Below are 23,204 nucleotides of genomic sequence, written 5' to 3' on the forward strand. Positions count from 1 at the left end.
AGGTGTTCCCCTAATACCTTTACTTGTTCCAGTATTATTGGTGATGCGTGTGATCTGCCAGTATTGTCAATTTGCAGTAGCTCGTAGCATGATATTGATCGATCATCAATTTCACCGCAACTGACAAGTAAAATTGCAATAGCAACGATGACATAATTTTTCATTTTAAATCTCCTTGGAATCGCGAGTACTATGATCATATGAGCGTAGATATATGGTGAGTAGAATTGCGTGACCTAAAATAGGTCACGCTAATGTTAATTCATTCGATTTTGGCTAAGTTCTTAGTCTTCACGAATGTGGTTATTGAGTAACCTATACCGTAGAGAGTGGCAATTATTCCCCAGCCAGCAGCTGCTTCAACATCGCTGTCGGCGAAGACGGATGCTAAAATCAGACACAATGGAAAGAACACCATCCCGATGATTGACAAGATTTTGATTACTTTCATTTTTTACTCCTACAAATTATTGCTATCAGCGTGAGGTGATGCTCACACGATAGTGTTTTTTTATCCGTGATTATTCTAATTAAAATTTACTATAAAGTTCTTTTTGACCTTTATAGTGGTCTTAATGTAGTTTAAAGAGCGTGGCCAGTCTAGCCCTGTTCAGTAAGAATCCCTTTACTCAGATTAATGAGCAGGGGTTGTTGTGGTCGATAATGAATTACCAGATATTTCAACTGCGTTTGGAAGAGCAATTAAGCTCCGCCGAGTTGAGGTTGGGTTTAGTCAGGAAGAGTTGGCTGATAAAGCTGATCTGGCCCGCTCGTTTGTCTCTGGAATTGAACGAGGAGTTGCCAAAGCTTCGATTCTTTCGGTTTGGAAGGTAGCCACAGCTTTAAAGTGCAAACCCTCAGAGCTTTGGCTGACCGCAGAACGCTTAATTGCCAATGAGCCGAAACAAACCTAAATTTCCAGTTCAATAAAATCTTTATCAATGTCCTCTTGGGTGATGCCAATGTAGCGAAGGGTCACCCCTTCAGAGCTATGCCGAAGCATCTTCATAACTCGGGCTATATCTTTGGTTGCTTTGTACAAGTGGTAGCCCCGAGTCTTGCGCATTGAGTGCGTACCAAGCTGGATCCCAACCTGAGTGCCAATATCGGCAAAGGCACGAGAGATAAAGCGCCTGGATAGTGGCAGCGGTGGCAAATTCATTGCCCGCTGGTTGCGGTACGATTGAAACAGGTATGTATGGGTTGGCTGTTCCTGCCGAATGCGGTGGATGATATCAATCGCTTTTTGATTCAGCTTAATACTGGCAGCCTTTTTGGTTTTGCTTTCAATCAGCAACAGGCGATCTTCGCAGACATCCGAAAAACGGATGGATAACAGATCGGATATGCGAAGAGCGAGGTTTAAGCCAATATTCCAGACATCGGCCACTTGCTGGCTGTAATTACGCTCAAGTAGGTGACTGATCAGTTTCACCTTATCCAGGCTTTTGACTGCGTGAACTTCTGCCATCGTCAACTTCCTTTTTTAAATTAAAACACCGTTTTGGGCACTTCAACCAAGTGCGTCGATGTAACTTATTGATTTATAGCGATACCCAAGTTCCCAAAAGAGCAATTTGGGAACTTGGGTTTTATGCCGTGTAGTTAGTAGGTGGATATGTGTTTTTGCTTAGAGCAAACCACGCTCTGCAAACGAAACTGGGGTCTCACCTACGATGATGTGGTCCAGCACTTTCACATCGACAAGCGCTAACGCTTCTTTTAACCGTTGTGTGATGCGCCGATCTGCGGCCGAAGGCTCTGACACGCCCGAAGGGTGGTTATGTGCAAAAATAACCGCAGCTGCATTTTTCTCCAAAACCAGCTTTACCACTTCCCTGGGATAGACCGGAGCGGCATCAATTGTTCCGTAGAACAGTTCTCTGAACTCAATTAACCGATGCTGGTTATCAAGTAGCATCACCGCGAATACTTCACGATCATGCTGGTTCATTTTGTAAGTGAGAAAGTCTTTGGTGGCTTGGGGGTTAGTAAACATATCTTTTCGCGCGTACTTCTTGGCTATCAGTGATGCCGCCTTATCCAAAACGGTTAGTGCAGCGACAGACCAGTTGACGACTTCAGAAGGGGTTGGTTTAGGTGCCATGGTTTATCTCCTTTCAGGCTGTGTATGGTTAGTTCCTGAAAGTGATATAGGTCTGAAGTTTTTTCGATTTAGCTAGGCAAGGTTTACGGCTATTGCAGCCGATTTTCGGTGAACTTAGCGGTTAGAAAATACAGCGCTTGCATATGGTCTGAGTAATTACGAGGACCAAACCATGAAACTCATCAAATTAAAAGCCGTCATGGAGTGCACTGGCCTGGCGCGTTCAACCGTTTATAAATTTATTGCTGAAGAGCGCTTTCCAAAGCCAGTGAAACTGGGTGCCCGGATGGTGGCATGGGTGGAGGAGGAAATACAGAAGTGGATACTGGAACGAATTAGTGAGCGTGATTTGTAGACCGCATTGCATGCCATTATGCTGGTAGTGAATACAGCAAGGTTAATACTTGCGGTGTTGTGTGCATTTCGTGTTTAATGTTACTCTTTTGATAAAAGTTTCGCTGAAATGGAGTTCACAAATGAGCTGGATGCACACAGGCAAAGTTCAGGCTTTTAATCATAGTGGTTTAGATAAAAGTCTAGCACAGGAACACGGTATCCGTTTACCGTCGCAGTATCTAAACAATCACTGGCAATTGACGCATCAGGCACTGTTGATGCTTGCCAGCCTGAATGATTACGATCAGCAGCAGGTGATGAAAGAAATTGACTATGTCACCCGTTCCCCCAATTCTACTTATTCGACAAAGCACAGCCTGAACCCGTTTCGCCGTATCTATCGCACGCGTTATCCATTTCGCAGCTATCATTACTTGTTGGAGTACAAAACAAACGGAGCCGGCCAGGTTGTTATTGATGACATTTACTTCGACAGAAATGTGCTGGGTACCAAAAACAATATCGCCAATGAGAGAACCACACTGTACAACGTTAGCCGTGAAAGCAATGCCAACTATAATGGCCCAACACCCAGCGATGGTATTAAAACGCTTACCGGTGCCTGGATAGCCCGAGAAGCTGTGCCTCATGTACAGACTGAGCATGCCGCAGTTAATGGCATGCAAAATGAGCTTAATAAAGCTGCCTGGTTAATGGGCGTACATGCACAGGCTGCTTATAGCGCAGATGGTATTGCAGGCTACACGCTATTTCATAACCCAAGCGATGGCTGGAAGTTAGACCTTGCCGAATGCATGTTTGATAAGCTAAGTAGAACCAAATCGCACAATGCCCAGCATCTGGCGGCGATACTGTCGCATGCTCAAAAAAGTGGTAAAGCCATAAAGTGGGTAGCACACAGCCAGGGCGCTATTATCTTTAATGCGGCGTTACTGCATTATCGGGCAAACTATGGCGGCAGGTTAACGACCCAGCAGTTGGCTCTGCATGGTAGTGGCGCAAATGTCGAAAAGTTATCGCAACTGGCCGCTGGGCTGGGGATGAAAATAGTAGCTGTTAGGAATAACCCGTTTGATTTAGTACCTAACCTAGCCGGCGGTAATGATTTATCGGCCAGTAGCTTATGCCGTAGCATAAAGTTTTGTGGCCTTGTGTTTGGCAAAGATTCTGAACCTGGTGTTAGCCCACATACGTTACCGTATCTGGGTATTGAAACTTACAAAGAGCAATTACGAATGTTTGGCAACCATAAAAAGGCGGCGCAGGTGCAGCGTTACATCAACAAACATGTTGGTAAGATCTGATGCAGTTACTCAAAAATTGGTGGCAGGGCTTTGCCGGCGGTCCGGATTTTAACAAACTGCATAAACTCACGCTCAGGCTGGAGGAATACCGGCTGGAGTTGATGCTGCCTTGCTCAAACATTGTCTCACAAGAGCAACCGAAACAGATTAATTTTCCATTCCGGGCACAAGGCTGGTTTGAAGCAAATGCTGAGCAAGACTGGCATCATTATGGTGTTCATGTTCATACCGAAGGCTGGTGTTATCTGGCACCTGTCATAAGGTTCGACGGCGGCGAGTATGGTGTGCTTTGGTTACAACTGAAAATCAAAAAAGTACCTGATGCCGTTAATGCATTAAACAGAAATGAGTTAGCGCAGCATGTAACCGATGAATACGATGCTCACTACAACTCAGAGGTTATTGGCCCGGAAGGCAACGGCCAGGGCTTGGGATGGAATACGCAACAAAGAAAGAAACTGGAAGCAGAAGCGGAAGAAGCCGCATCACGCGGGGCTACTGGCCGAAAAGACAGGCTGGAAGAGCATGTTCGCTTGCAAATTCAGAGTTTCGGTTTCCTACCGTTAAAGCCAGCACAAGTTGTCTCAATGCATGGGTTTGATTGGGTGTTTTATCAGGAGCAAAAGGGCGAGAGCATTACCCGAACAGATCACTACTGCTTGCCGCTGGATAAGCGTTACTATCTGGCACTGAGCTTTAAACATCAGGTTGATGTCTCAAGCGAAAAGTCCTGGCAACGGCATGCCGAGAAAGCCCAGCTTAATATCGTTAAAAGTCTACGGCTGCATGTTGGACCTGAGTTGGACACTGCAATGATTCAAGACAAGCAAAGCAGTGGGTTAAATTTAAGTTAGTACAAACTCTTGCTCAGAACGCATGCCGTTTAACTTCTTCCAGGTTTGCCACCATGATCTGCTGTGCTTCCGGGCGCGCATCTATTTTTGCCAGATCCAGATTTAAGGCCTGCACTGCATAAAGCACTAGGGCAGAGCGTACCGAGATAACCCGCATATATTGTAATCTTCAGCAATAATGGCTTTTTGATAGGCGCTTAATCTGGAGTCCGGCACTAATACGATATCGACTTTGTTGTTCCAGCGCTCATTCTGCTCTTTTGTCATTTCGGCATCACCCTTGATGCCGTTTATGCCGCGAAAGCGGCTAAGCACAAAATCCCGAAAATCACGGTTTTTCTCGCAATAGGCGCGAACATGCCAGCGCAGTGGCGTGCAGACCAGTGTATGCGGCGCAATAATGCGGCTTTCTTCATCCGGTGAGGTCAGCGATACATTCCTGTGCCCTATAACGACATCGAATTACAAATAGCATGCTCGACACTGCGCCCAGCTCGCCAGAATTGTGGCCAGAAGTTAAAGCCCTGCTCAAGCAAGATATATGTGTGATGTGGCACGCTAAATTTCACCTTCGCCTGATGCTGCAAACGATGCAGCGTTTCAGTTGGAGGTACCCGACCGTTTAGGTACAGAAGGCTTTTTCTGTGCTATGCGTGATTACCACCTGTAGCAAGGCAGCGATGAGCACAGCGCAAAACAGATCCTTCCGCTAAGGCAAGCCCTAAAGCGCGAAAAGCTAATGGCGCTGCAACAGCCCAGCTCCTTGGTCAATTGCATGGGTATTGTAGCAGTCACCAATAGCATCAAATGGCAGCAAAAAGCAATTTTTGGGCTATGAGATTGAGATACTCCGAAGAGGAAGGTCTTCTGAGAATAATTTGGCGTCAATCTATGTTTGATGCTTTTTATTTGACTTAAACAGACATTCTAGGTACATCTTGTAACCAAGATGGTTGTTACCATTAATCAAATATGCATTCATAGAGTGGCGTTGAGTTTTTTAATTCAAAGCACTTCTATTGGGTTTTTGCTAAGGATTAGCTGTATGAGTACTAATGTGTCGTCTTTTCAGCTTAACGTTCTACTTCCTGAGGTTGGCCAACTGGTTGAAGTTCGTCGACGTCAGTGGATTGTATGCCAAATTCATACCTCCTCAAATTTAGAGCGTTCTAGTGGCGGTGCTAGGAGTCTTGTTCAACTTGAATCAATAGAAGAGGATGCGCTTGGCGACACAATTGAAGTTATTTGGGAAATTGAACCTGGTGCGTCAGTCATCGAAAAAATGGGTTTGCCTAATATAACTGGGCAAGATGTCTCTAACTATTTGGATGCATTTCTGGATGCCGTTCGCTGGGGTGCGGCCACTAACGCTGACCGGGGTTTTTTACAAGCCCCTTTTCGCAGCGGGATCAGTATTGAAGACTTTCAGCTTGACCCTCTTGTGCGAGCTATTGATATGGCTCGCGTTAACTTGTTGATTGCGGACGACGTCGGTCTCGGTAAGACAATTGAAGCTGGTTTGGTCATTCAGGAGATGCTACTGCGGCATCGTGCCCGTTCCGTGTTAGTCGTTTGTCCTGCCTCGCTGCAAGAGAAATGGCGCATGGAAATGCAGGAGAAGTTTGGACTTGAGTTTGTAATAATTAACACGGATTACATAAAGCAGCTAAGACGAGAACGTGGGATTCATTCAAACCCATGGACATCACATCCCAGATTAATAACATCAATGGATTGGGTGAAAAGTGGTGAAGGCCTGCGTGCAATGCGAGATATATTGCCGCCTTATTCAACATATCCGAGAAAATTTGATCTCTTAGTTGTTGATGAGGCCCATAACGTTGCGCCGTCTACAAGCACAAATTACGTTATTGAGAGTCAGCGAACTCGTTTTATAAGATTCATCAGCAAACATTTTCAACACAAGCTGTTTTTAACCGCAACACCTCATAATGGTTACACTCAGTCATTCACGGGGCTCTTAGAGTTACTAGATGACCAGCGTTTTGCCAGAAACATCCTACCTGATGAAAAACAACTAAACCAAGTGATGGTGCGCCGGTTAAAAACTGATTTAGTTGATAACAAAGGCAGGCCACTTTATGCCAAAAGAAAATTGGAAGCGCTAAATGTTCAATACACTGAACAAGAACGTGCAGTCCACGCACGCTTAGAAAAATATTGTAAAAGTAGAGAGCAGCAGGATGACCTAACCCCAAAAGATTTAGGTACAACTTTTATCAATCTGTTACTTAAAAAACGCTTATTTTCATCGCCGGCGGCATTTGCTAGTACGCTAGAAAAACACCACCAGTCTGTGACTAATGGGGGACGTGAAAGGCCTACAAGCCAATTCGACGAACGGATTTTGCGAAAGGCAATATTAAAAGTTGAAGAGGATTACGCGAATGATGCAGATATTGAGATATCTCAAGAAGAGGCTATTGAAGAAGCCAGCATTCGCGTGCCCCCGCTTAATGAAGAACAGAAAGCACTTTTAATTGAGCTGCGCAATTGGGCGCAAAGCGCAAGTAATAAAATAGATTCAAAAGCGCAGGCAGTATTGGATTGGATCAAAAGCAATCTGAAAAACGGTGAAAGATGGAATGACCGTAGAGTCATTTTGTTTACCGAATATCGGACTACTCATCAATGGATTCATCAAATATTGGCAAGTCACGGCTATGCAGGTGAGCGTTTAGCTGTTTTGCATGGTGGTATGGCGCAGGACGAACGGGAAAAAGTCAAAGCGGCATTTCAGACTTCACCGAAAGACTCTTTGGTGAGAATTCTATTGGCGACTGACGCCGCTTCTGAAGGTATTGATTTACAGAATTATTGTAATTTCCTTATCCACCTAGAAATCCCATACAACCCTAATGTCATGGAGCAACGCAACGGTCGAATCGACCGGCATGGACAACGTCAAAAAGAAGTTCTGATTTGGCATCCCGTCGATGGCGGTGCCCATGGTAAGAAAAGTGTTGGTGGGCATGGTGAGGACATCATCCGGGCATTGAGTAAACTGGAAACTATGCGTGCTGATATGGGGAGTGTGAATCCAATCATTGCGCCACAATTGGCAGGTCTGATCGATGGATCGAGAAGAGAGCTTGACATTCGATTGGCGGAGTCAAGGATGGCGAAAGCTCGTCGTTTTGTTCGAGCTGAACGTGATCTCAAGGAGCGAATCACTAAGTTACATGAGCGTCTGATAAACACGCAGCAAGACTTTCATTTAGCGCCTGAGTATATTCTCCAGGCAGTTAAAGTCGGATTGTCGCTGGCAGACAGACCACAGCTGGAAGCGATTGAGTGGCCTGACACCCCCAAAGGTACTGTTTTTAAAATGCCGGCATTATCGGGTTCATGGGCCCGTTGCCTCGAAGGGGTGCGTCATCCTCACACACAGCAAACTCGTCCCGTTACTTTCGATCATACCGTTGCGACAGGGCGTGACGACTTGGTACTTGTACACCTTAATCATCGTTTGGTTCAGATGTGTTTGCGATTACTGCGTGCCGAGGTTTGGGCCCAGGACGATGTGAAGAAGCTGCATCGCGTAACAGTGCGCTCAGTGCCGGACGCCCTTATTGATGGGCCTGCCGTTGCCGTAATCTCTCGATTGGTAGTGACTGGTGGCAATCATCATCGCCTCCATGAGGAACTTACGGTAGCCGGGGGGTATCTGGGCGAAAAATCATTCCGCCGAGAAGAGGGCGTCACCAAAGTCCAACAGTGGCTGGATCAAGCCACGCCAATTAAAGCAGCTGACTCCTTATTCGATGCCATCCGTGTCCGTTTCGACCGTGCGCAGAGCTCCATCCTACAGGCGGTCGATGCTCGATCGAAAGATCGCTTGAAGTTTCTCTCGAACACTCTACGGTCACGCAAGCAAAAGGAAGTGGATGATATCAAGGCGGTATTAGATGAACTAGAAAAAGCTATCCAGACCGAACTTAATAAAGATCAACAACCCTCACAGCTTTCCCTATTCTCCGAGGATGAGCGAACTCAGCTCAGGCGAGATACTGCTGCACTGGAGGCGCGTCTTGCCCGCATTCCGGCCGAGCGTCAGCAGGAGGCTGAAGCCATCGAAGCCCGTTATGCCAAACTCAATGATCGTACATTCCCGGTTGCTGTGATTTTTCTGATGCCTTCATCTGCCGTTCAGGGAGGTGCAGCATGAGTGCTCCCAGCGTGCATGATGATTGGTTGTCGTTGATAGAGATCTCCGGCCCATTCCTCGCGGTTCCCACTCTGAAAGAAGCCTTTCCTCAGGGGTTAGAGGAACTGGATGCCAACAAACGTATACGTCTGCGGCAAGCCTACGAGGAGTGGCGCGAAGCACTGGAACTGGAGGATGCGCACTTCGGCGAGTTACACGTAGCTTGGGTAGACGAAGTGTTGTCTCGCGGCCTCGAACTTGATGAAGACGGAAAAGGTGACGTCCTAAAGCGTGGCGATTGGTGCGCCGCCAACCTCAAAGCTGGCTTGCCTGAATATGGTTTGACGCTGTCGCCCAATCTTGCAGTAGTCAATGAGCAAGGCGCCAACAAGCCACTTCTGCTGATCCAAATCTATGCGCAGGATATCGATCTTGATGCCACCCTGAAGCAAAACAGCTGGTCCGCCACACCTGCCGATCGTATGGTGCAGTTGTGCCGTTCCTTGGGTTGTCGACTCGGGCTGGTGACCAACGGCGAGCGTTGGATGCTGGTGGATGCCCCGGTGGGTGCCGTCACCAGCTTTGCCAGTTGGTATGCCCGTATATGGAGTCAGGAGCCCATTACCTTGCAGGCGTTTGTGCATCTGCTCGGCATTCGTCGTTTCTTTGTCGATGAATCCGAACAATTGCCCGCGTTGTTCGATCGCTCCCTGAAGTTCCAGGACGAAGTGACCGATGCCCTTGGTGAGCAGGTTCGCCGTGCCGTTGAAGTCTTGATTCAAACCCTCGACAAAGCCGACCAGGATCGCAATCGAGGGCTACTGCATGATGTCAAAGAACCCGAGCTGTATGAGGCGGCTCTGACGGTGATGATGCGTTTGGTGTTCCTGCTCTCCGCTGAGGAGCGGGGCCTGCTCTTGATGGGCGACGAGCGCTACGAGGCAAACTATGCGCTTTCAACATTACGCATGCAGTTACGTAAAGAGTCAGAAGAGATCCTTGAAAGACGCTGGGATGCTTGGTCGCGGTTGCTTGCGATTTTCCGCGCGGTATTTGGCGGTATTGAGCATGAAAACCTTCGGCTACCTGCATTGGGCGGTTCACTATTTGATCCTGACCGTTTTCCTTTCCTTGAAGGTCGGGCCAAAGGCTCCAGCTGGCGCATTGATACCGCCAAGCCACTGCCCATAGATAATCGCACAGTCCTGCTTTTGCTGGAAGCCATCCAGCAACTTCAGGGGCGCACGCTGTCTTATCGCGCACTGGATGTCGAACAGATCGGCTACGTATACGAGGGGCTGCTTGAGCGCACCGTTAAACGCACCGATGATGTTACGCTGGAGCTGGAACCAACCAAGAGTGCCAAAACACCATGGGTCAAGCTGGCCGAACTGGATTCGGCTCGCTTGGATGGCGCTGCGCGATTAGCTAAGTTGTTGCAAGAACGTTCCGGCAGTTCTGCCAGTAGGGTGCGCAATGATCTAGTCAAGCCCGTTGACGACACTTTAGCCGATCGCCTGCTGACTGCCTGCTTGGGCGATACCAAATTGCGTGATCGCGTCAAACCCTATGCCCATCTGCTGCGCACCGATCCATGGGGTTATCCGCTGGTCTATACCGCTGGCGCTTTTATTGTCACTACTGGTTCCGATCGGCGTGAAACCGGTACCCATTACACGCCGAAGTCGCTGACCGAAGCGATCGTCGTCGAGACGCTCACACCGGTGGTCTATGTCGGTCCTGCAGAGCGAACGCCACGCGATCAATGGGTACTGAAATCCCCCGCTGAACTTCTCAACCTCAAGATCTGCGACCCAGCCATGGGCTCGGGTGCATTTCTGGTGCAAGCTTGCCGCTGGCTGTCGGATCGACTCGTTGAATCATGGTCACAGGTTGAAGCTTTGGGCAAAACCGTGAGCGTGGATGGTGAGGTTTTGGAGACTGGAATTGTCACAGAATTTCTGCCGCAAGACAGCGAAGCCCGCAAGATACTCGCGCGCCGCCTCATCGCCGAGCGTTGCCTGTACGGTGTCGACTTGAATCCACTTGCTGTGGAATTAGCCAAGCTTTCGATTTGGCTTATAACCTTAGCAAAGGGGCGTCCGTTTGGCTTTCTCGATCACAACTTGCGTTATGGAGATAGTTTGCTGGGAGTCACCGAATTGGACCAGATGCACTACCTTGATATGAAAGTTGGAAAAAGCAGCGAAAAAAAGCTTTTTACTCAAGAAGTCGATATGGCAGTGAAAAGCGCTATTCAATTGCGAAAGGAGCTACGAACGAGGTCTGTACGCGATGTTCGAGACCTTGAAGCAATGGAGCATTTGAATCAGCAAGCTCGTTCTAGGATAGAGTTAGTAGAGGTCCTTGCAGATGCATTGGTAGGCGAGACGCTAAAATCAGGTGGCAAAAAGACTGATGTTACGATGCTAGCTATTGAAGCAGGACAAGCATTGTCCGGGTGTGCAGCTTCATTAGAACAATTAAAGCGAAGGGGTAAGGATGGTCTCAGAGTTGATTTTCCTAACAGAAAGACAAATCGAAAACCATTTCATTGGTGTTTGGAGTTTCCTGAAGTTTTCGTTGATAAGCGAATAGGCTTTGATGCGGTAGTGGGAAATCCCCCATTCGTTTATGGGAAAAACATAAGTTCTAACTTAGGTAGGAAATACAATCAGACAATTTGTGAGCAAAATTCAGGTGCTTCTAATAATACTGATTTATCTGCTCATTTTATTTCAAAAGCCCGGATTGTCACTGCGCCTAATGGGGTGATTGGTTTTATTTCAACCAGTTCAATTTGTGAGGGGGAAACTAGACGATATGGTTTAGATCTTGCTGCAAATGACATGTGCATCTACCGCGCAGCTACAAAAAAACCCTGGCCTGGGTCTGCAAATGTTTATTACGTTATGGTCTGGCTCTTTAATGGAGTTTGGTATGGCGATTATATATTAGATTCCAAATCAGTTGTTAATATCAGCCCCAGCCTCACGGTTGCAAGAACGGATTGGTCAGTTAAGGCACTAAGGGCCAATGAAGGTGTGGCTTCTAGAGGGGTGATACCTAACGGTAAGGGGTTCTTGTTATCGGAGAAAGATGCAAAGAACATATTGCGAAACAGGGAATATAGTGATGTTATAAAACCATATTTGGTTGGTAGCGATATAAATTCATCTCCTCAGTTAAAAGCAAGTCGCTACATAATCAACTTTTGGGACTGGCCTATTTCTAAGGCACAAAAATACCCGCTAGCCTTTCAGATCGTTCAAGATAAAGTAAAGCCTGTTCGTGATGAGCTACAAGAATCGAAACAAAAAGTAAAAGATATCTGGTGGTTGTATGAAGCCTCAGGAAAGGAAATGTATGCTCTGATTGGAGGCTCATTGTTCGAAAAGTCCGCTAATAAAAACACTCCAAAGTTGGAAAAGGTTATTGCAATTGCCAGAACCAGTAAAACCGGGGCATTTGCGTTGGTTGACGCTGATCAAGTATTCGCTGAGTTGACTGTTTTAGCGTCTGGTGACTTGGCGTTGCTAGGTGTTTTGCAGAGTTCAATTCACATGATCTTTGCGTGGGATAAAGCAGGAAAAATGAAAGAGGATCTTAGATATAGCCCGTCTCTATGTTTCTTGCCATTTCCGCTTCCAGAGCCTTTTGTTGAAGAAGGCTTTACAGCCAAGGTTAAAGAGTTTAATGATATTCGAAGTTACTATCTAAAGGATAAAGGGATAGGATTGACAAATTTTTACAAAAGGTTTCATGATAAGGATAATACGGACAATACAGTTTTAGAATTAAGGGAGCTACATAAGCTTCTTGATGAATTGGTTTTGGGTCAGTATGGGTGGCAGATTGATCTTGGGCATGGTTTTCATAGTGTTACTTATTTGCCCGAAGGAAAAAATACGCGATTTACGATAAGCGAAGAGGCAAGAGAAGAATTATTGTATCGGTTGGCAATGCTAAACAAAGCAAGGCATGAAGTTGAAAGTATTAATCCTGAATCGAAAAAGTCTACTAAATCAGTCCGAAACGGATTGGCTAAAGAAGCAGTGATGCAGGATGGTTTGTTTGATGAGGGGGCTCTGTGACAGCATTTTCCGCAGACCGACCGAGTTTAAACCCCCGAGACGATCTATTTGGGCATGCTCCGTTTGCCGAAAGCCTTGCCAACAGTATTTGTACCTACCCGGGTAATGATGGTTTGGTGTTGGCTCTCTATGGCCCTTGGGGGGCGGGAAAGTCTACAGTTCTTAGCTATGTGCGGCACTTTCTTGAACAGCGCCCGGAAACTGAACAACCCGTAATCGTGACTTTCAATCCGTGGTGGTTCTCTGGCCAGGAAAACCTCGCTCGCGCTTTTCTTGGTCAACTACAGGCTGTGTTGCCCGCCAAAAGCGAGAAGTTCAAAAAACTTGGAAAACTGCTGGGTGATTTTGCCGAGGGCGTTGGTGGTCTAATTGACTTGAGTGGCATGACCAGTGGCGTGGGAAGTAAGATCGGAAAACTGATCGGAATGGTTACTAAGAGTAAACCTAAAGATGTTCCTGCTCTCAAGTCTAAAATCAGCACTATCTTGAGGGAGGCTGGGAAGCGAATTTTGGTTGTAGTCGATGATATTGATCGTCTTACTCCAGAAGAGACCCGGCAGCTATTCACTGTCATTAAGGCATTGGGTGATTTTCCCAATGTAGTCTACCTGCTAGCCTTCGATCGTGAAGTCGCCGCGCAGGCGATTGAGCAACAAAGTGGTATGCCTGGCGAGCGGTATCTAGAGAAGATCATTCAGGTACCGTTCGAGTTGCCCCCGGTTGACCGAGTGGCTCTGCGGGCAGCTCTTTTTAAACGCCTCGACGAGATTCTCGGTGATAGGTCAGATGACCTTTTTGATCAGTCCTATTGGACGAATGTCTTCTATGATGGCCTTGATCCACTAATTCAGGTGCCGCGTGATGTCGTCCGTTTAACGAATACATTGTCAGTAACCTATCCGGCGGTACGTGGAGAGGTCAATCCTGTGGACTTCATTGCACTTGAGGCACTTCGCGTTTTCCTACCAGGACTTTATGACGTCATTCGCACAAACCAGGACCAGTTTTCTGGCCATAGTCGTGATGGTAGGTATGACGGTGATCAAAAAGCCAAAGCAGCCTTTCATGAACAATGGGTGCAAGCACTGCCCGAGCAACTTCGATCCAGCACGAGAGATTTACTTGGACGCATTTTTCCGAAAATTGGGCAAATGGGCTACGGGGCCGACTGGTTGGCGCAATGGCGGAGGGGTTTGCGCGTCTGCCACCCCGACGTTTTCTCCACTTACTTTCGAATGACAGTTCCTCCCGGTGCTGTCCGCCGCAGTGAAATGCAGGCGCTTTTAAGTTTGGCAGAAGAGCCTGCCGCATTGGGCGATGCGATGGTTCAAGGCACGCGCGAGAAACGCCCTGATGGCCTATCAAAAGCACGAGCATTACTTGAACGGCTGATGGATCATGTGGAAGAGGACATCCCCGATGCTCACATCCCAGTGTTCATCAATGTGCTCCTTGATATCGGCGATTTGCTTTTGCTCGACAGCGATGAACGCGGCTCCTTCGATTTTGGCAACGAATCACGTGTCACACGTGTAGTTTATCACCTTCTGAAACGGGTCGACCGGGTGCAGCGGTATGACCTGCTCAAGACTGCGATAGCCCAAGGCTGCTCGCTCGGAGTCCAGCGCTATTTGATTGCGGCACTCTCCGATGAGGTTAAAAAGTATGCCGAGAATGGTGAAGAGGCGCTCGTCGACACAGCCACACTTGATGACCTGAAATCCTGCTGGGTTAACGGTTTGAAAACCAAACTTGGTCAGAGCGAATTGCTGGCGCATTCGCAACTGGCTCGCTTATTGGCCGCATGGCGCCTCTGGGGCGACCCTGCCGAAGCCAAAGCATGGTGTGAAGTGGTAACGTCATCAAATGATGGTCTGCTGATATTTCTGCCAAAATTTTGCTCATACACACGCTTACAGGTAGTGGGTGATTGGGCCGTGCGTCTTCAACCACGCTTGAATCCGGCGTGGCTGGAGAGGTACTTGGATACGGAGGCTTGTGCGCAGCGTTTGATAGGCCTGCAGAAGTCGGGCGCGGTTCCAGACATGGCACGCGAAGCGGTAGATCAATTTTTGATAGAATTCGAGATGCTCAAGGCGGGCATAAATCCTGACGGTGTTGACGCATTTGATGAATGAGGGGGACCCCTTTGATGGTCAATATAAGCCTAGAAATTGCGAAAATTTTTGTCGGGAAATTTTGAAAAGGAGCAGTGAAGAGTGAAAGAGTATCAACTGAATGTAGATCCACGCATATTGGAACTGCTCGGACCGAATCTTTATACAAATATTTACTACGTGTTGGCGGAGCTGATTGCCAATGCGTATGACGCGGATGCAAAGAACGTTTACATCATCGCCAACAAGGATGATATCCGGGTCGAAGATGATGGTCATGGAATGTCCTATGATAAGGGTGATATCTCTAACTACTTGAATGTGGCGGGTGTTTCACGAGTCAAAGAAGTAGACTCGTTCTCCAAATCTGGTGCACGACGCAAGATGGGTCGCAAAGGCGTTGGAAAACTGGCTGCGCTTTCCGTTTCCGAGAATGTCGATATTTTAACTGTGGCAGATAGTGAAAAGTCCGGTTTTATTCTTTCTCGCCATCCAGATGAAGGTAGTAAGCTTAGAGCCATTCCCGACTCAGATGTTACCTTCGATTATGTAGAAGATCATGGCTCCGCAATTGTGATGCGAAACCCTCAGTACAGACTTGATAAGACTCTTTCCGTAGTAAAACGCAATATCCTGAAACTATTTCCTCTGATAAATAGCGAGTTTCGTATCCATGTGATTAGGGGTAATGAGGCCGAGACTATTGATGACTTTGATCGAAACGTTATGACGGAACTGGGTACGTTGATTTCTCTTGGAGATGAGTACTCTTCGTTAGTAGACCTTGTACCTGATGTTTATCCGCAAAGACGAAAGGACCTAGTCACTGCAAGGGATGAGAAGGCCATCCCCTTGGTCATGAAGGACATTGATGGGGTTGAGCATGAATATACTCTAAAGGTGGCAGGCTGGATAGGGACTTACAAATCAACTCGCGGCCGAAAGGCGGTAATGTCAGACTTTCCAGATAATTTTATCTCGTTGTTCGCAAATAAAAAGATTGGAGAATTCAATATACTACCCGTAGTTGGACAGAATAAGTTGAATGAGGTTTATGTTGTAGGACAGTTGCACGTTGACCTGTTTGAACTTACCGAGCTCCCCGATATGGCATTGAGCAACCGTCAGGGATACAAATCTGACGATCCTCGATATGTCGCAGTTTTGGATTATGTGAGAAAGGAGCTCTTGGCAGAGATTCTCAGAAAGCGAGAAGTTTTTACCGATATAGGAAAAGCAAAAAAGAAGCTGCAGAAACAAGATGAGCAGAAGAGCAATGAAGACAAACTCCGGCGCGATGTGGATGCTTTTCGAAGAAAAGCGAGCGGAGAAGCAGCTGACAATCTGATGAATCTTGGTTCTGGCCTATCGCGAGAAGCTATTGAAGGGGCCATCACAAAATCGATAAACGACAACAGTCCAGACTTAGGGTTGAAGTCGCTTATCGACTCTCAGAAGAAAAAGATACTTATTAGTCAGACTTATCCAGATAAGCCTTTTGCAGATATTATCTATCAGATGCTTCTTCATAATAATGTTCCAGCCGATGACATCCTGTATACCAATTGTGATGATGAAATTTGTCGCGTACCAGAGGGAAGAGGCGTTTACGATTACTTGAGAGAGTTCTTTGTGGAGAGTTATTCTACTCAGAAGATATTCGTACTCTTCGTTACTAGTGAGAATACCAAGGTTTCATGGGGTGCCATAACGGAAGTGGGGGCATCCTGGATCACACAGGTTGATCATAAGATATTCAATGTTCACCCTTTCAGACCTGAGCATCCTTTGAATGATGAGGTGCAATGGCAAAGCACAAATCGGGAGGAACCAACCAAGGGTGAACTTTGGATGATTCCTCTGAACGCTGACGTGTTCTGCCAGAAGATTGAAGCTGTTTGTCTTACACTTGGCTACGAAAAGAAAAGCAGAGAAAACAACAAAGCGTACCTCGGTACGCTGATTCCTATTCGAAGCGACTGAGGGAGGCGGACATGGCAATTAACACTAACTCCAATGCATGGATCGCCATTGATCATGGACTGTTTGCCGATCGTACCCTGGCACCCTATACGTTGTTGCTGAAAGGCGGGCGTTCGTCGTATCAAGCCATCGTCGATAATGATTGGGTGTTGATTCTGAGCACAGCGAGCAACTTAACGCGGGTTGGGCGGATACTGCGGATTCGTTCAGATCAGGAAACTACCACGATCTACTTTGACCGCATGCTGTTGGTCGATCCGGAGGTTTCGATTGGCCTTACAGCACTTACGCCACCATCAACCGGCAGCGTTGGCCGAGTCCAATGGACGGACTTTCTGGAGGCACTCCCTAGGGCATTACACAAGACCATCGCCGAAGTGCCGATCATAGAGGATCAGGCTTATATTCGTGAGTTGCTGCAATTGGCAGTAATGGATGATTTGCTTGGTCCAGCTGGCGGCCCCAAGGAACGTATTGTTGATATGGGTGTGCGCGACCGCTACTTGGTTGGCAAGCTGTCCCCGCGTGAAGCTGCTCAAGGCGGTATTGAGGGACTGGAAGGAGCATTAGCCAATGAAGATGCTGAAGAGCCCATTGAGACCAAGGCCCCTGGACGGCATGAGCCTGGTGCAGAGTTTGGAACTGCCACCGGACGCGTAGAGCCAGAGTCGGATTCTGGTGATGAAATTGATGCGGCTAGTAACCAGTCGCTAGTTCCCAGCAGCCTTGGCATGACGTTTTGTGTAGATGGGAATGCCGATAAAATTGAAATTGAAGCGCGCTGGGGTCGCTACGAGCGCGTTCCCAACAATGATCACGAATTACTTAAATCCAATGGGCAGAAGGCTAAAGTGTGGCAGCGTATTCCCTGTGGCGGTAAGATCGTGTTGCCGCTGACCGAAGGCGTAATACCGCATCAGGCCCCTGACAAAGAGTTTCCTGAGGTGCGTGTGCAAGGCTCCGTGCGAGCTAAGAATGTCAATGGCGATCGGTTGGTTACCCTGTTCTTGGTGAATGCGCAAGAAGAGCCTGACACCAACCGTGATATGGCGTGGGTATTCCAGCCAGAGCTTATCGTACGCTCGGAGAAAGCAGCCGCCAAGCGCGCTATTTTCCGCCGCCGGCCAGTACTTGACGCAGACGGTATGGACCACGAGCGCGAAGCGCTGGAGATGATCTACCGTAATCGCGTGGAATTCGCCGTGGGTCATGGTGTTGCCGTCCATGCCGAAACCGCAGACGATGTGACGCTGGCGACCGAAGTGCGTACCACGGTGATGCCACAGTACGAAGTGCAGGTCACCGAAACTCCAGGCCTTGATCCAAGCGATCGCCCAGCGATGCGTGAGATGGTTAGCAGTGGCCTGCTTGATATGCAGCGCCTAGCGACATTGGACCTTGACCCGTTGGTCGACGCCTTGAGTATGTTGACCAAGGATTATGCCGCGTGGATTGATGAACAGCGCGCTCGGGTAGGTTCCGAAATCACTGGCTACGACACCCAATCGCAACAAGCGATGGACCGTTGCCAGGAGATTCATGCGCGCCTGCAGGAAGGTATAGATGCATTAAAGGAAAATGAAAAAGCGCTGGCGGCATTCCGGTTTGCCAACCAAGCCATGGCGACGCAACGCGTGCGCAGCCAATATGCGCTGGCCATGCGCCGGGGTGAGGATGTCACCATTGATAAATTCGATGTGCTGAAAAACCGCAGCTGGCGTCCGTTCCAGTTGGCGTTTCTACTGCTCTCAATACCGTCGCTGGCCGACCCGAGCCACCCAGATAGAGTTCAGCCCATTGAAGCCTATGCGGACTTACTTTGGTTCCCAACAGGCGGTGGTAAAACCGAGGCCTATTTGGGTGTTGCAGCCTTCACGATGGCAATTCGACGCATGCAGGGCAATCTGGGTGGCTACGACAGCTCACGCGGCTTGGCTGTGGTCATGCGTTATACGCTGCGTCTGTTGACGCTGCAGCAGTTCCAGCGCGCCACAGCGTTGATTTGCGCCATGGAAGTATTGCGCCGAGAGGCGCTGGACAGGGGCGACAAATCCCTTGGCACGGAACCTTTCACCATTGGTCTATGGGTTGGCAACAAGGTGACGCCGGGTACTACTGAAGACAGCCATCGAGCGATTGAAGATGTACGCAACCCTGGCAAATACAATGCAGGCGCGGCATCACCCGCGCAGCTCACTAGTTGCCCATGGTGCGGCTCAGAAGTAGCCCCTGGGAGAGATGTCGAAATCGACAAAGGTCGTGGACGAACGTTTGTCTATTGTGGCGACAAAAAAGGTCGATGCGACTTTTCTAAAGGTAAATCCAGCAAGCAGTCGCATCCCGGAATTCCTGTACTGGTGGTGGATGAAGAAATGTATCACCGTCCCCCCACCATGATGATTGCCACGGTGGACAAGTTCGCCATGATGGCGTGGCGTGGACAGGTGCGTACGCTGTTTGGTCGTGCGGGTCAGGAATGCGAGCGCCACGGCCTGCTTTGGAAAGGTGCCGATTGCAATGGCAATCACCAAGCTGGCAAGGGGCTTCCTTCCTCAAAGGTAAGGGCCATTCATCCGATACGCCCACCCGACTTAATTATTCAGGATGAGTTTCACCTTATTAGTGGTCCGCTGGGCACCATGGTTGGTTTGTATGAGAGCGCTGTGGACGAGCTGTGTGGTTGGTCGCTTGATGGTAAAACGGTCAAGCCGAAGATCATCGCCTCCACGGCGACGGTGCGCAAAGCCAAGGAGCAAGTGAATAACGTCTTCATGCGCCGTGTTTCGGTCTTTCCGCCGCATGGTCTGGATGTAGAAGACAACTTCTTCTCCGTGCAGCGCCCGATCGAAGACAAGCCGGGACGGCGCTACCTCGGCGTGTGTTCGCCCGGTAGTTCCCGCCCCGCGATGCTAATCCGCGTCTACACGGCATTTCTGACAGCCGCACAAGAACTATTCGATCACTTTGGTGAGCCTGCCGATCCGTACATGACCATGGTCGGATACTTCAACTCCCTGCGTGAGTTGGGAGGCATGAAACGCTTGGCAGAGGACGATGTGCAAACACGTTCCTACCGTGTTCAAATGAGCATGGTGGAGCGGCCGGCGCTGGCACAGCGCAGTGTCAGCAACATTCGTGAGCTGACCTCGCGGGTCTCCAGCCAGGATATCCCGAAGTATCTCGATAACTTAGAGGTTAAATTTAAATCAGAGTTTGACACTGCCGCCGGAAAATATGTAACCAAGTGGCAAGATGGGGACACGCGTGCCATTGATGTAGTGCTGGCAACCAACATGCTGTCAGTGGGTGTCGACGTGAATCGACTCGGACTAATGGCCGTGAATGGACAACCTAAAGGTACTGCCGAATATATTCAGGCCACTAGCCGCGTTGGACGCTCTTTCCCAGGCTTGGTCTGCACGGTGCTCACATGGGCAAGACCGCGCGACCTGTCTCATTACGAAACCTTCGAACACTATCACGCCACGTTTTACAAACACGTCGAGGCGCAATCGGTAACGCCGTTCTCACCACGCGCGATGGACCGAGGTTTGACAGGAGCGATGCTGAGTTTGATGCGCCTTGAAAGCGATGTATTTAGCCCAAACGAAGGTGCTAGCCAACTTAGCATGTCCAACCAGGCCGAAATGATGGATGCCATCAAAGTATTGGCGACTCGTGCAGGTAATGTCGCTGAAGACAACTCACGCAAACAGTTGGCCGAGACAGAATTGAAAGAACGCGCCGACGAATGGGCGAAAGAAGTCAGTAAGGGTGGACGGATCTTGGCTTATGAAAAACGTGGGCCTGAGAAAGACAAGACCGTTGCCCTGATTAAGTCGCCAGGAATTCAAGCATGGGACAACTGGACGGTACCGATGTCGATGCGGGAAGTGGAGCCTGGCGTGCGCCTGATTATGAACACGAGCCATATCACGGACGACCACGATTGGAAGCCTCGTCCCGCAACAGAGGATGAGGAATAAACATGATCATCAATAATAAAACGCCCGTCGGCGAAGTGCGCCCAAGTCAATTATTGTGGACTTATGGTCCAGGTGCTTTAATCGACCTGCCTAGCCTTTCTGTTGTGACGCTTGGCATTGATAGGTGGGAGAAGGATCGTTGCCAGCCGATTCAGGAAGCTCGGCTGCTTGCTGCTGTGCGGAGGGTATTGGGAACGCAAGTCGAAAACCTGCGTATGCCACCTTTTCAAAAAAGCGAGCTCGTCGATGTTTGGTCGGCAGAGGCTAATATCGGCGTACCTGTAAGGCCATTTCCGCGCTGGATGCGCTGCGTTAAATGTGGCCTGCTATCGCCCTTTGATGCCGGTTTGTTCGAAATTAAGGAAAACCGCTTCAGACCCGAACGAACTCGCTTTGTTCACAAAGGTTGCCATGGCTCTAAAGGGGATCAACCTGCTAAAGATGCCGACGCCGTTCCTGCTCGTTTCCTGCTAGCTTGCCGCGATGGTCACCTCGACGATTTCCCTTGGCACTACTTCGTTCATGGTGGCAACAGTTCGTGCAAGGGGACGTTGCGCTTTTTCGAGAGCGGCGCGTCATTGCAAACCGAAAACCTCTGGGTGAAGTGTGATGCCTGTGGGGCATCCAGAAGTATGGCGCACGCCTTTGGTAAAGCCGGAAAAGAGAATCTGCCAGGTTGTCGAGGACGGCATCCACACTTAGATCACTTCGACAACGAATGTGATGAGGAAGCTCGCGCGGTTCTATTGGGAGCCACCAATAGTTGGTTCCCAATCACTCTCTCGGCTCTTGCGATTCCGCAGACGAAGGACCCACTGAGTCAACTGATCCAGGATGGCTGGGATTTTTTCGAGGATTTGGATTCCGAAGCCGAAGTGTCGGTGACAGTGAAGACCTTGAAAAAAACCGGTGCGCTGCCAGGAATCGACAAGTACGCTGCCTCCGCAATCTGGTCGGCTGTAGAAGCGTATCGTTCTGGTGGTGGTCAGGAAGTTGCGGGTGAAGCCGATATCAAAGGGCCTGAGTGGCGCGTGTTGACAGAAGCAAATCCGCCCGCAGATTACCCGCACTTCATGAGCAAAAAAGTTGGTACGCCAGCAGGATTCAACGACCATATCAGTCGGGTTCTACTGCTAGAGCGATTACGTGAGGTGAATGCTTTATTAGGCTTCACTCGTGTAGAAGCTCCTGAGGAATCTGGCGACCCCGATGAGCGTCCGCAGATGGCTAGCCTGTCCCGCAGCAAGCCAGATTGGGTGCCCGCCAACCAGGTTCATGGCGAAGGTATCTTTATCCAGTTTGATGAAGCCGCGCTCGTTGAGTGGGAAGCTCTAGATGGTGTGAAGAAGGTCGACCAGATGCTCCGTGGTGGACATAGGGGATGGCGCAATTCACGCCATCTCGACCCTAGCGAAGGCTACCCAGGTATTCGATACGCCATGCTTCATACATTGTCACACCTCTTGATACGTGAATTGGCGCTTGAATGTGGTTATAACGCTGCGAGTATTCGTGAACGGATCTATGCTGACACATCAGGAGATAGCCCTCAGTCAGGGATCCTAATTTATACAGCTGCTGCTGATTCGGATGGAACACTTGGCGGTTTAGTTGAGCTTGGGAAGCCAGAAAATCTGGGACGGCTTCTTGGACAAGCATTAAGCAGGGCAAAAGTATGTTCTTCAGATCCATTGTGCTCAGAGCACAGTCCAGAAAAAGACCGTTCGTTGCATGTTGCTGCATGTCACGCGTGTAGTTTTGTCGCAGAAACCTCATGCGAACGAGGGAATAGGTATCTTGATCGATCATTACTAATAAATACAATAGATCGAGCCAATGCAGCTTTTTTTGGTAGCGTCTAGCATGGAGAAGCTCTTAGACTCAATTGTAAAGCTCGTTGCTATGATTTCAAATGAAAAAGTACAGAGTGTAGCAAGTAGACTCCAAAAAGCCGGATCGGATAAAAGCGCCTTTGCCTTTACAGAAGTCTTACAAACTCCTGCGGCACTGGGAGTTGCCAAGCAAGTAATTTCAGCCTGGCATGATACAACTATCAATGCGAGTGAGCTTGCTTACATGTTGTTAACTGCAAGTCATGTGAATGAAATTGGGATTAATAATCAAAGAACCGAGCTTGTTTGGACTGGTCCGGTGACCCCTTTTGTATCAGCTCGCCGAACTGAACAGGCTCTTATTGAGGTTATCTCCAGTGCTGAAAAAACTCTGTTTTTAAC

15 protein-coding genes and 2 pseudogenes are annotated in these 23,204 nt (G+C 48.6%); 11 read left to right on the forward strand and 6 right to left on the reverse strand.

Annotated elements, in window-relative coordinates:
• Positions 1-262 precede the first annotated feature (262 nt).
• Positions 263-451, reverse strand: a complete 189-nt coding sequence (locus tag Q3O60_RS16895) for a hypothetical protein (RefSeq protein ID WP_305895110.1) — start codon at positions 449-451, stop codon at positions 263-265.
• Between the two features lie 202 nt (positions 452-653).
• On the opposite strand from Q3O60_RS16895, the gene Q3O60_RS16900 reads away from it, so the two are divergent.
• Complete coding sequence (locus Q3O60_RS16900) at positions 654-914, forward strand: helix-turn-helix domain-containing protein (RefSeq protein WP_305895111.1); 261 nt, start codon at positions 654-656, stop codon at positions 912-914.
• Here Q3O60_RS16900 and Q3O60_RS16905 read toward each other — a convergent pair.
• Both Q3O60_RS16905 and radC read right to left on the reverse strand, forming a co-directional pair.
• Complete coding sequence (locus tag Q3O60_RS16905; protein ID WP_305895112.1) at positions 911-1,471, reverse strand: tyrosine-type recombinase/integrase; 561 nt, start codon at positions 1,469-1,471, stop codon at positions 911-913. The genes Q3O60_RS16900 and Q3O60_RS16905 overlap by 4 nt on opposite strands.
• Before the next feature lie 159 nt (positions 1,472-1,630).
• Positions 1,631-2,107: a RadC family protein gene (gene radC, locus Q3O60_RS16910; protein WP_305895113.1), complete on the reverse strand. Its 477-nt coding sequence runs from the start codon at positions 2,105-2,107 to the stop codon at positions 1,631-1,633.
• Between the two features lie 172 nt (positions 2,108-2,279).
• On the opposite strand from radC, the gene Q3O60_RS16915 reads away from it, so the two are divergent.
• From Q3O60_RS16915 to Q3O60_RS16925, 3 genes are all read left to right on the forward strand, one after another.
• Complete coding sequence (locus Q3O60_RS16915) at positions 2,280-2,462, forward strand: helix-turn-helix transcriptional regulator (RefSeq protein ID WP_305895114.1); 183 nt, start codon at positions 2,280-2,282, stop codon at positions 2,460-2,462.
• 121 nt (positions 2,463-2,583) lie between these two features.
• Positions 2,584-3,768, forward strand: coding sequence for a hypothetical protein (locus Q3O60_RS16920; RefSeq protein WP_305895115.1), 1,185 nt, complete (start codon positions 2,584-2,586; stop codon positions 3,766-3,768).
• Positions 3,768-4,622, forward strand: coding sequence for a hypothetical protein (locus tag Q3O60_RS16925; RefSeq protein ID WP_305895116.1), 855 nt, complete (start codon positions 3,768-3,770; stop codon positions 4,620-4,622). The genes Q3O60_RS16920 and Q3O60_RS16925 overlap by 1 nt, the downstream gene beginning before the upstream one ends.
• Positions 4,623-4,635: 13 nt before the next feature.
• Here Q3O60_RS16925 and Q3O60_RS17755 read toward each other — a convergent pair whose 3' ends face one another.
• The 3 genes and pseudogenes from Q3O60_RS17755 to Q3O60_RS17730 all read right to left on the reverse strand — a co-directional run.
• Positions 4,636-4,779 (reverse strand): BrxR family transcriptional regulator, encoded by a 144-nt coding sequence (locus Q3O60_RS17755; protein WP_464107472.1) that lies wholly within the window; start codon positions 4,777-4,779, stop codon positions 4,636-4,638.
• Positions 4,749-4,889 (reverse strand): BrxR family transcriptional regulator, encoded by a 141-nt coding sequence (locus Q3O60_RS16930; protein ID WP_305895117.1) that lies wholly within the window; start codon positions 4,887-4,889, stop codon positions 4,749-4,751. The genes Q3O60_RS17755 and Q3O60_RS16930 overlap by 31 nt, the downstream gene beginning before the upstream one ends.
• Positions 4,890-4,973: 84 nt before the next feature.
• Positions 4,974-5,072, reverse strand: a pseudogene (locus tag Q3O60_RS17730) (hypothetical protein); the annotation flags it as partial.
• A 595-nt stretch (positions 5,073-5,667) separates the two neighbouring features.
• Here Q3O60_RS17730 and drmD point away from each other — a divergent pair.
• From drmD to Q3O60_RS16970, 7 genes and pseudogenes are all read left to right on the forward strand, one after another.
• On the forward strand, positions 5,668-8,811 hold the full coding sequence (gene drmD / locus Q3O60_RS16940) for a DISARM system SNF2-like helicase DrmD (RefSeq protein ID WP_305895118.1): 3,144 nt from the start codon (positions 5,668-5,670) through the stop codon (positions 8,809-8,811).
• Entirely contained in the window at positions 8,808-12,884 is a 4,077-nt protein-coding gene (locus Q3O60_RS16945) for an Eco57I restriction-modification methylase domain-containing protein (protein WP_305895119.1), read from the forward strand. The genes drmD and Q3O60_RS16945 overlap by 4 nt, the downstream gene beginning before the upstream one ends.
• Positions 12,881-15,022, forward strand: a complete 2,142-nt coding sequence (locus Q3O60_RS16950; RefSeq protein ID WP_305895120.1) for a KAP family P-loop NTPase fold protein — start codon at positions 12,881-12,883, stop codon at positions 15,020-15,022. The genes Q3O60_RS16945 and Q3O60_RS16950 overlap by 4 nt, the downstream gene beginning before the upstream one ends.
• Before the next feature lie 81 nt (positions 15,023-15,103).
• Positions 15,104-16,984 carry an ATP-binding protein gene (locus Q3O60_RS16955; RefSeq protein WP_305895121.1) on the forward strand — a complete coding sequence of 627 codons (1,881 nt, stop codon included), beginning with the start codon at positions 15,104-15,106 and terminating at the stop codon, positions 16,982-16,984.
• Between the two features lie 11 nt (positions 16,985-16,995).
• Positions 16,996-20,970, forward strand: a complete 3,975-nt coding sequence (gene drmA, locus Q3O60_RS16960; protein WP_305895122.1) for a DISARM system helicase DrmA — start codon at positions 16,996-16,998, stop codon at positions 20,968-20,970.
• Between the two features lie 2 nt (positions 20,971-20,972).
• Entirely contained in the window at positions 20,973-22,832 is a 1,860-nt protein-coding gene (gene drmB, locus Q3O60_RS16965; protein WP_305895123.1) for a DUF1998 domain-containing protein, read from the forward strand.
• A gap of 1 nt (position 22,833) precedes the next feature.
• A pseudogene (locus tag Q3O60_RS16970) lies at positions 22,834-23,204 on the forward strand (DISARM system phospholipase D-like protein DrmC); the annotation flags it as partial.

This window comes from Alkalimonas collagenimarina (genome assembly GCF_030717845.1).
Lineage (GTDB): Bacteria > Pseudomonadota > Gammaproteobacteria > Enterobacterales > Alteromonadaceae > Alkalimonas > Alkalimonas collagenimarina.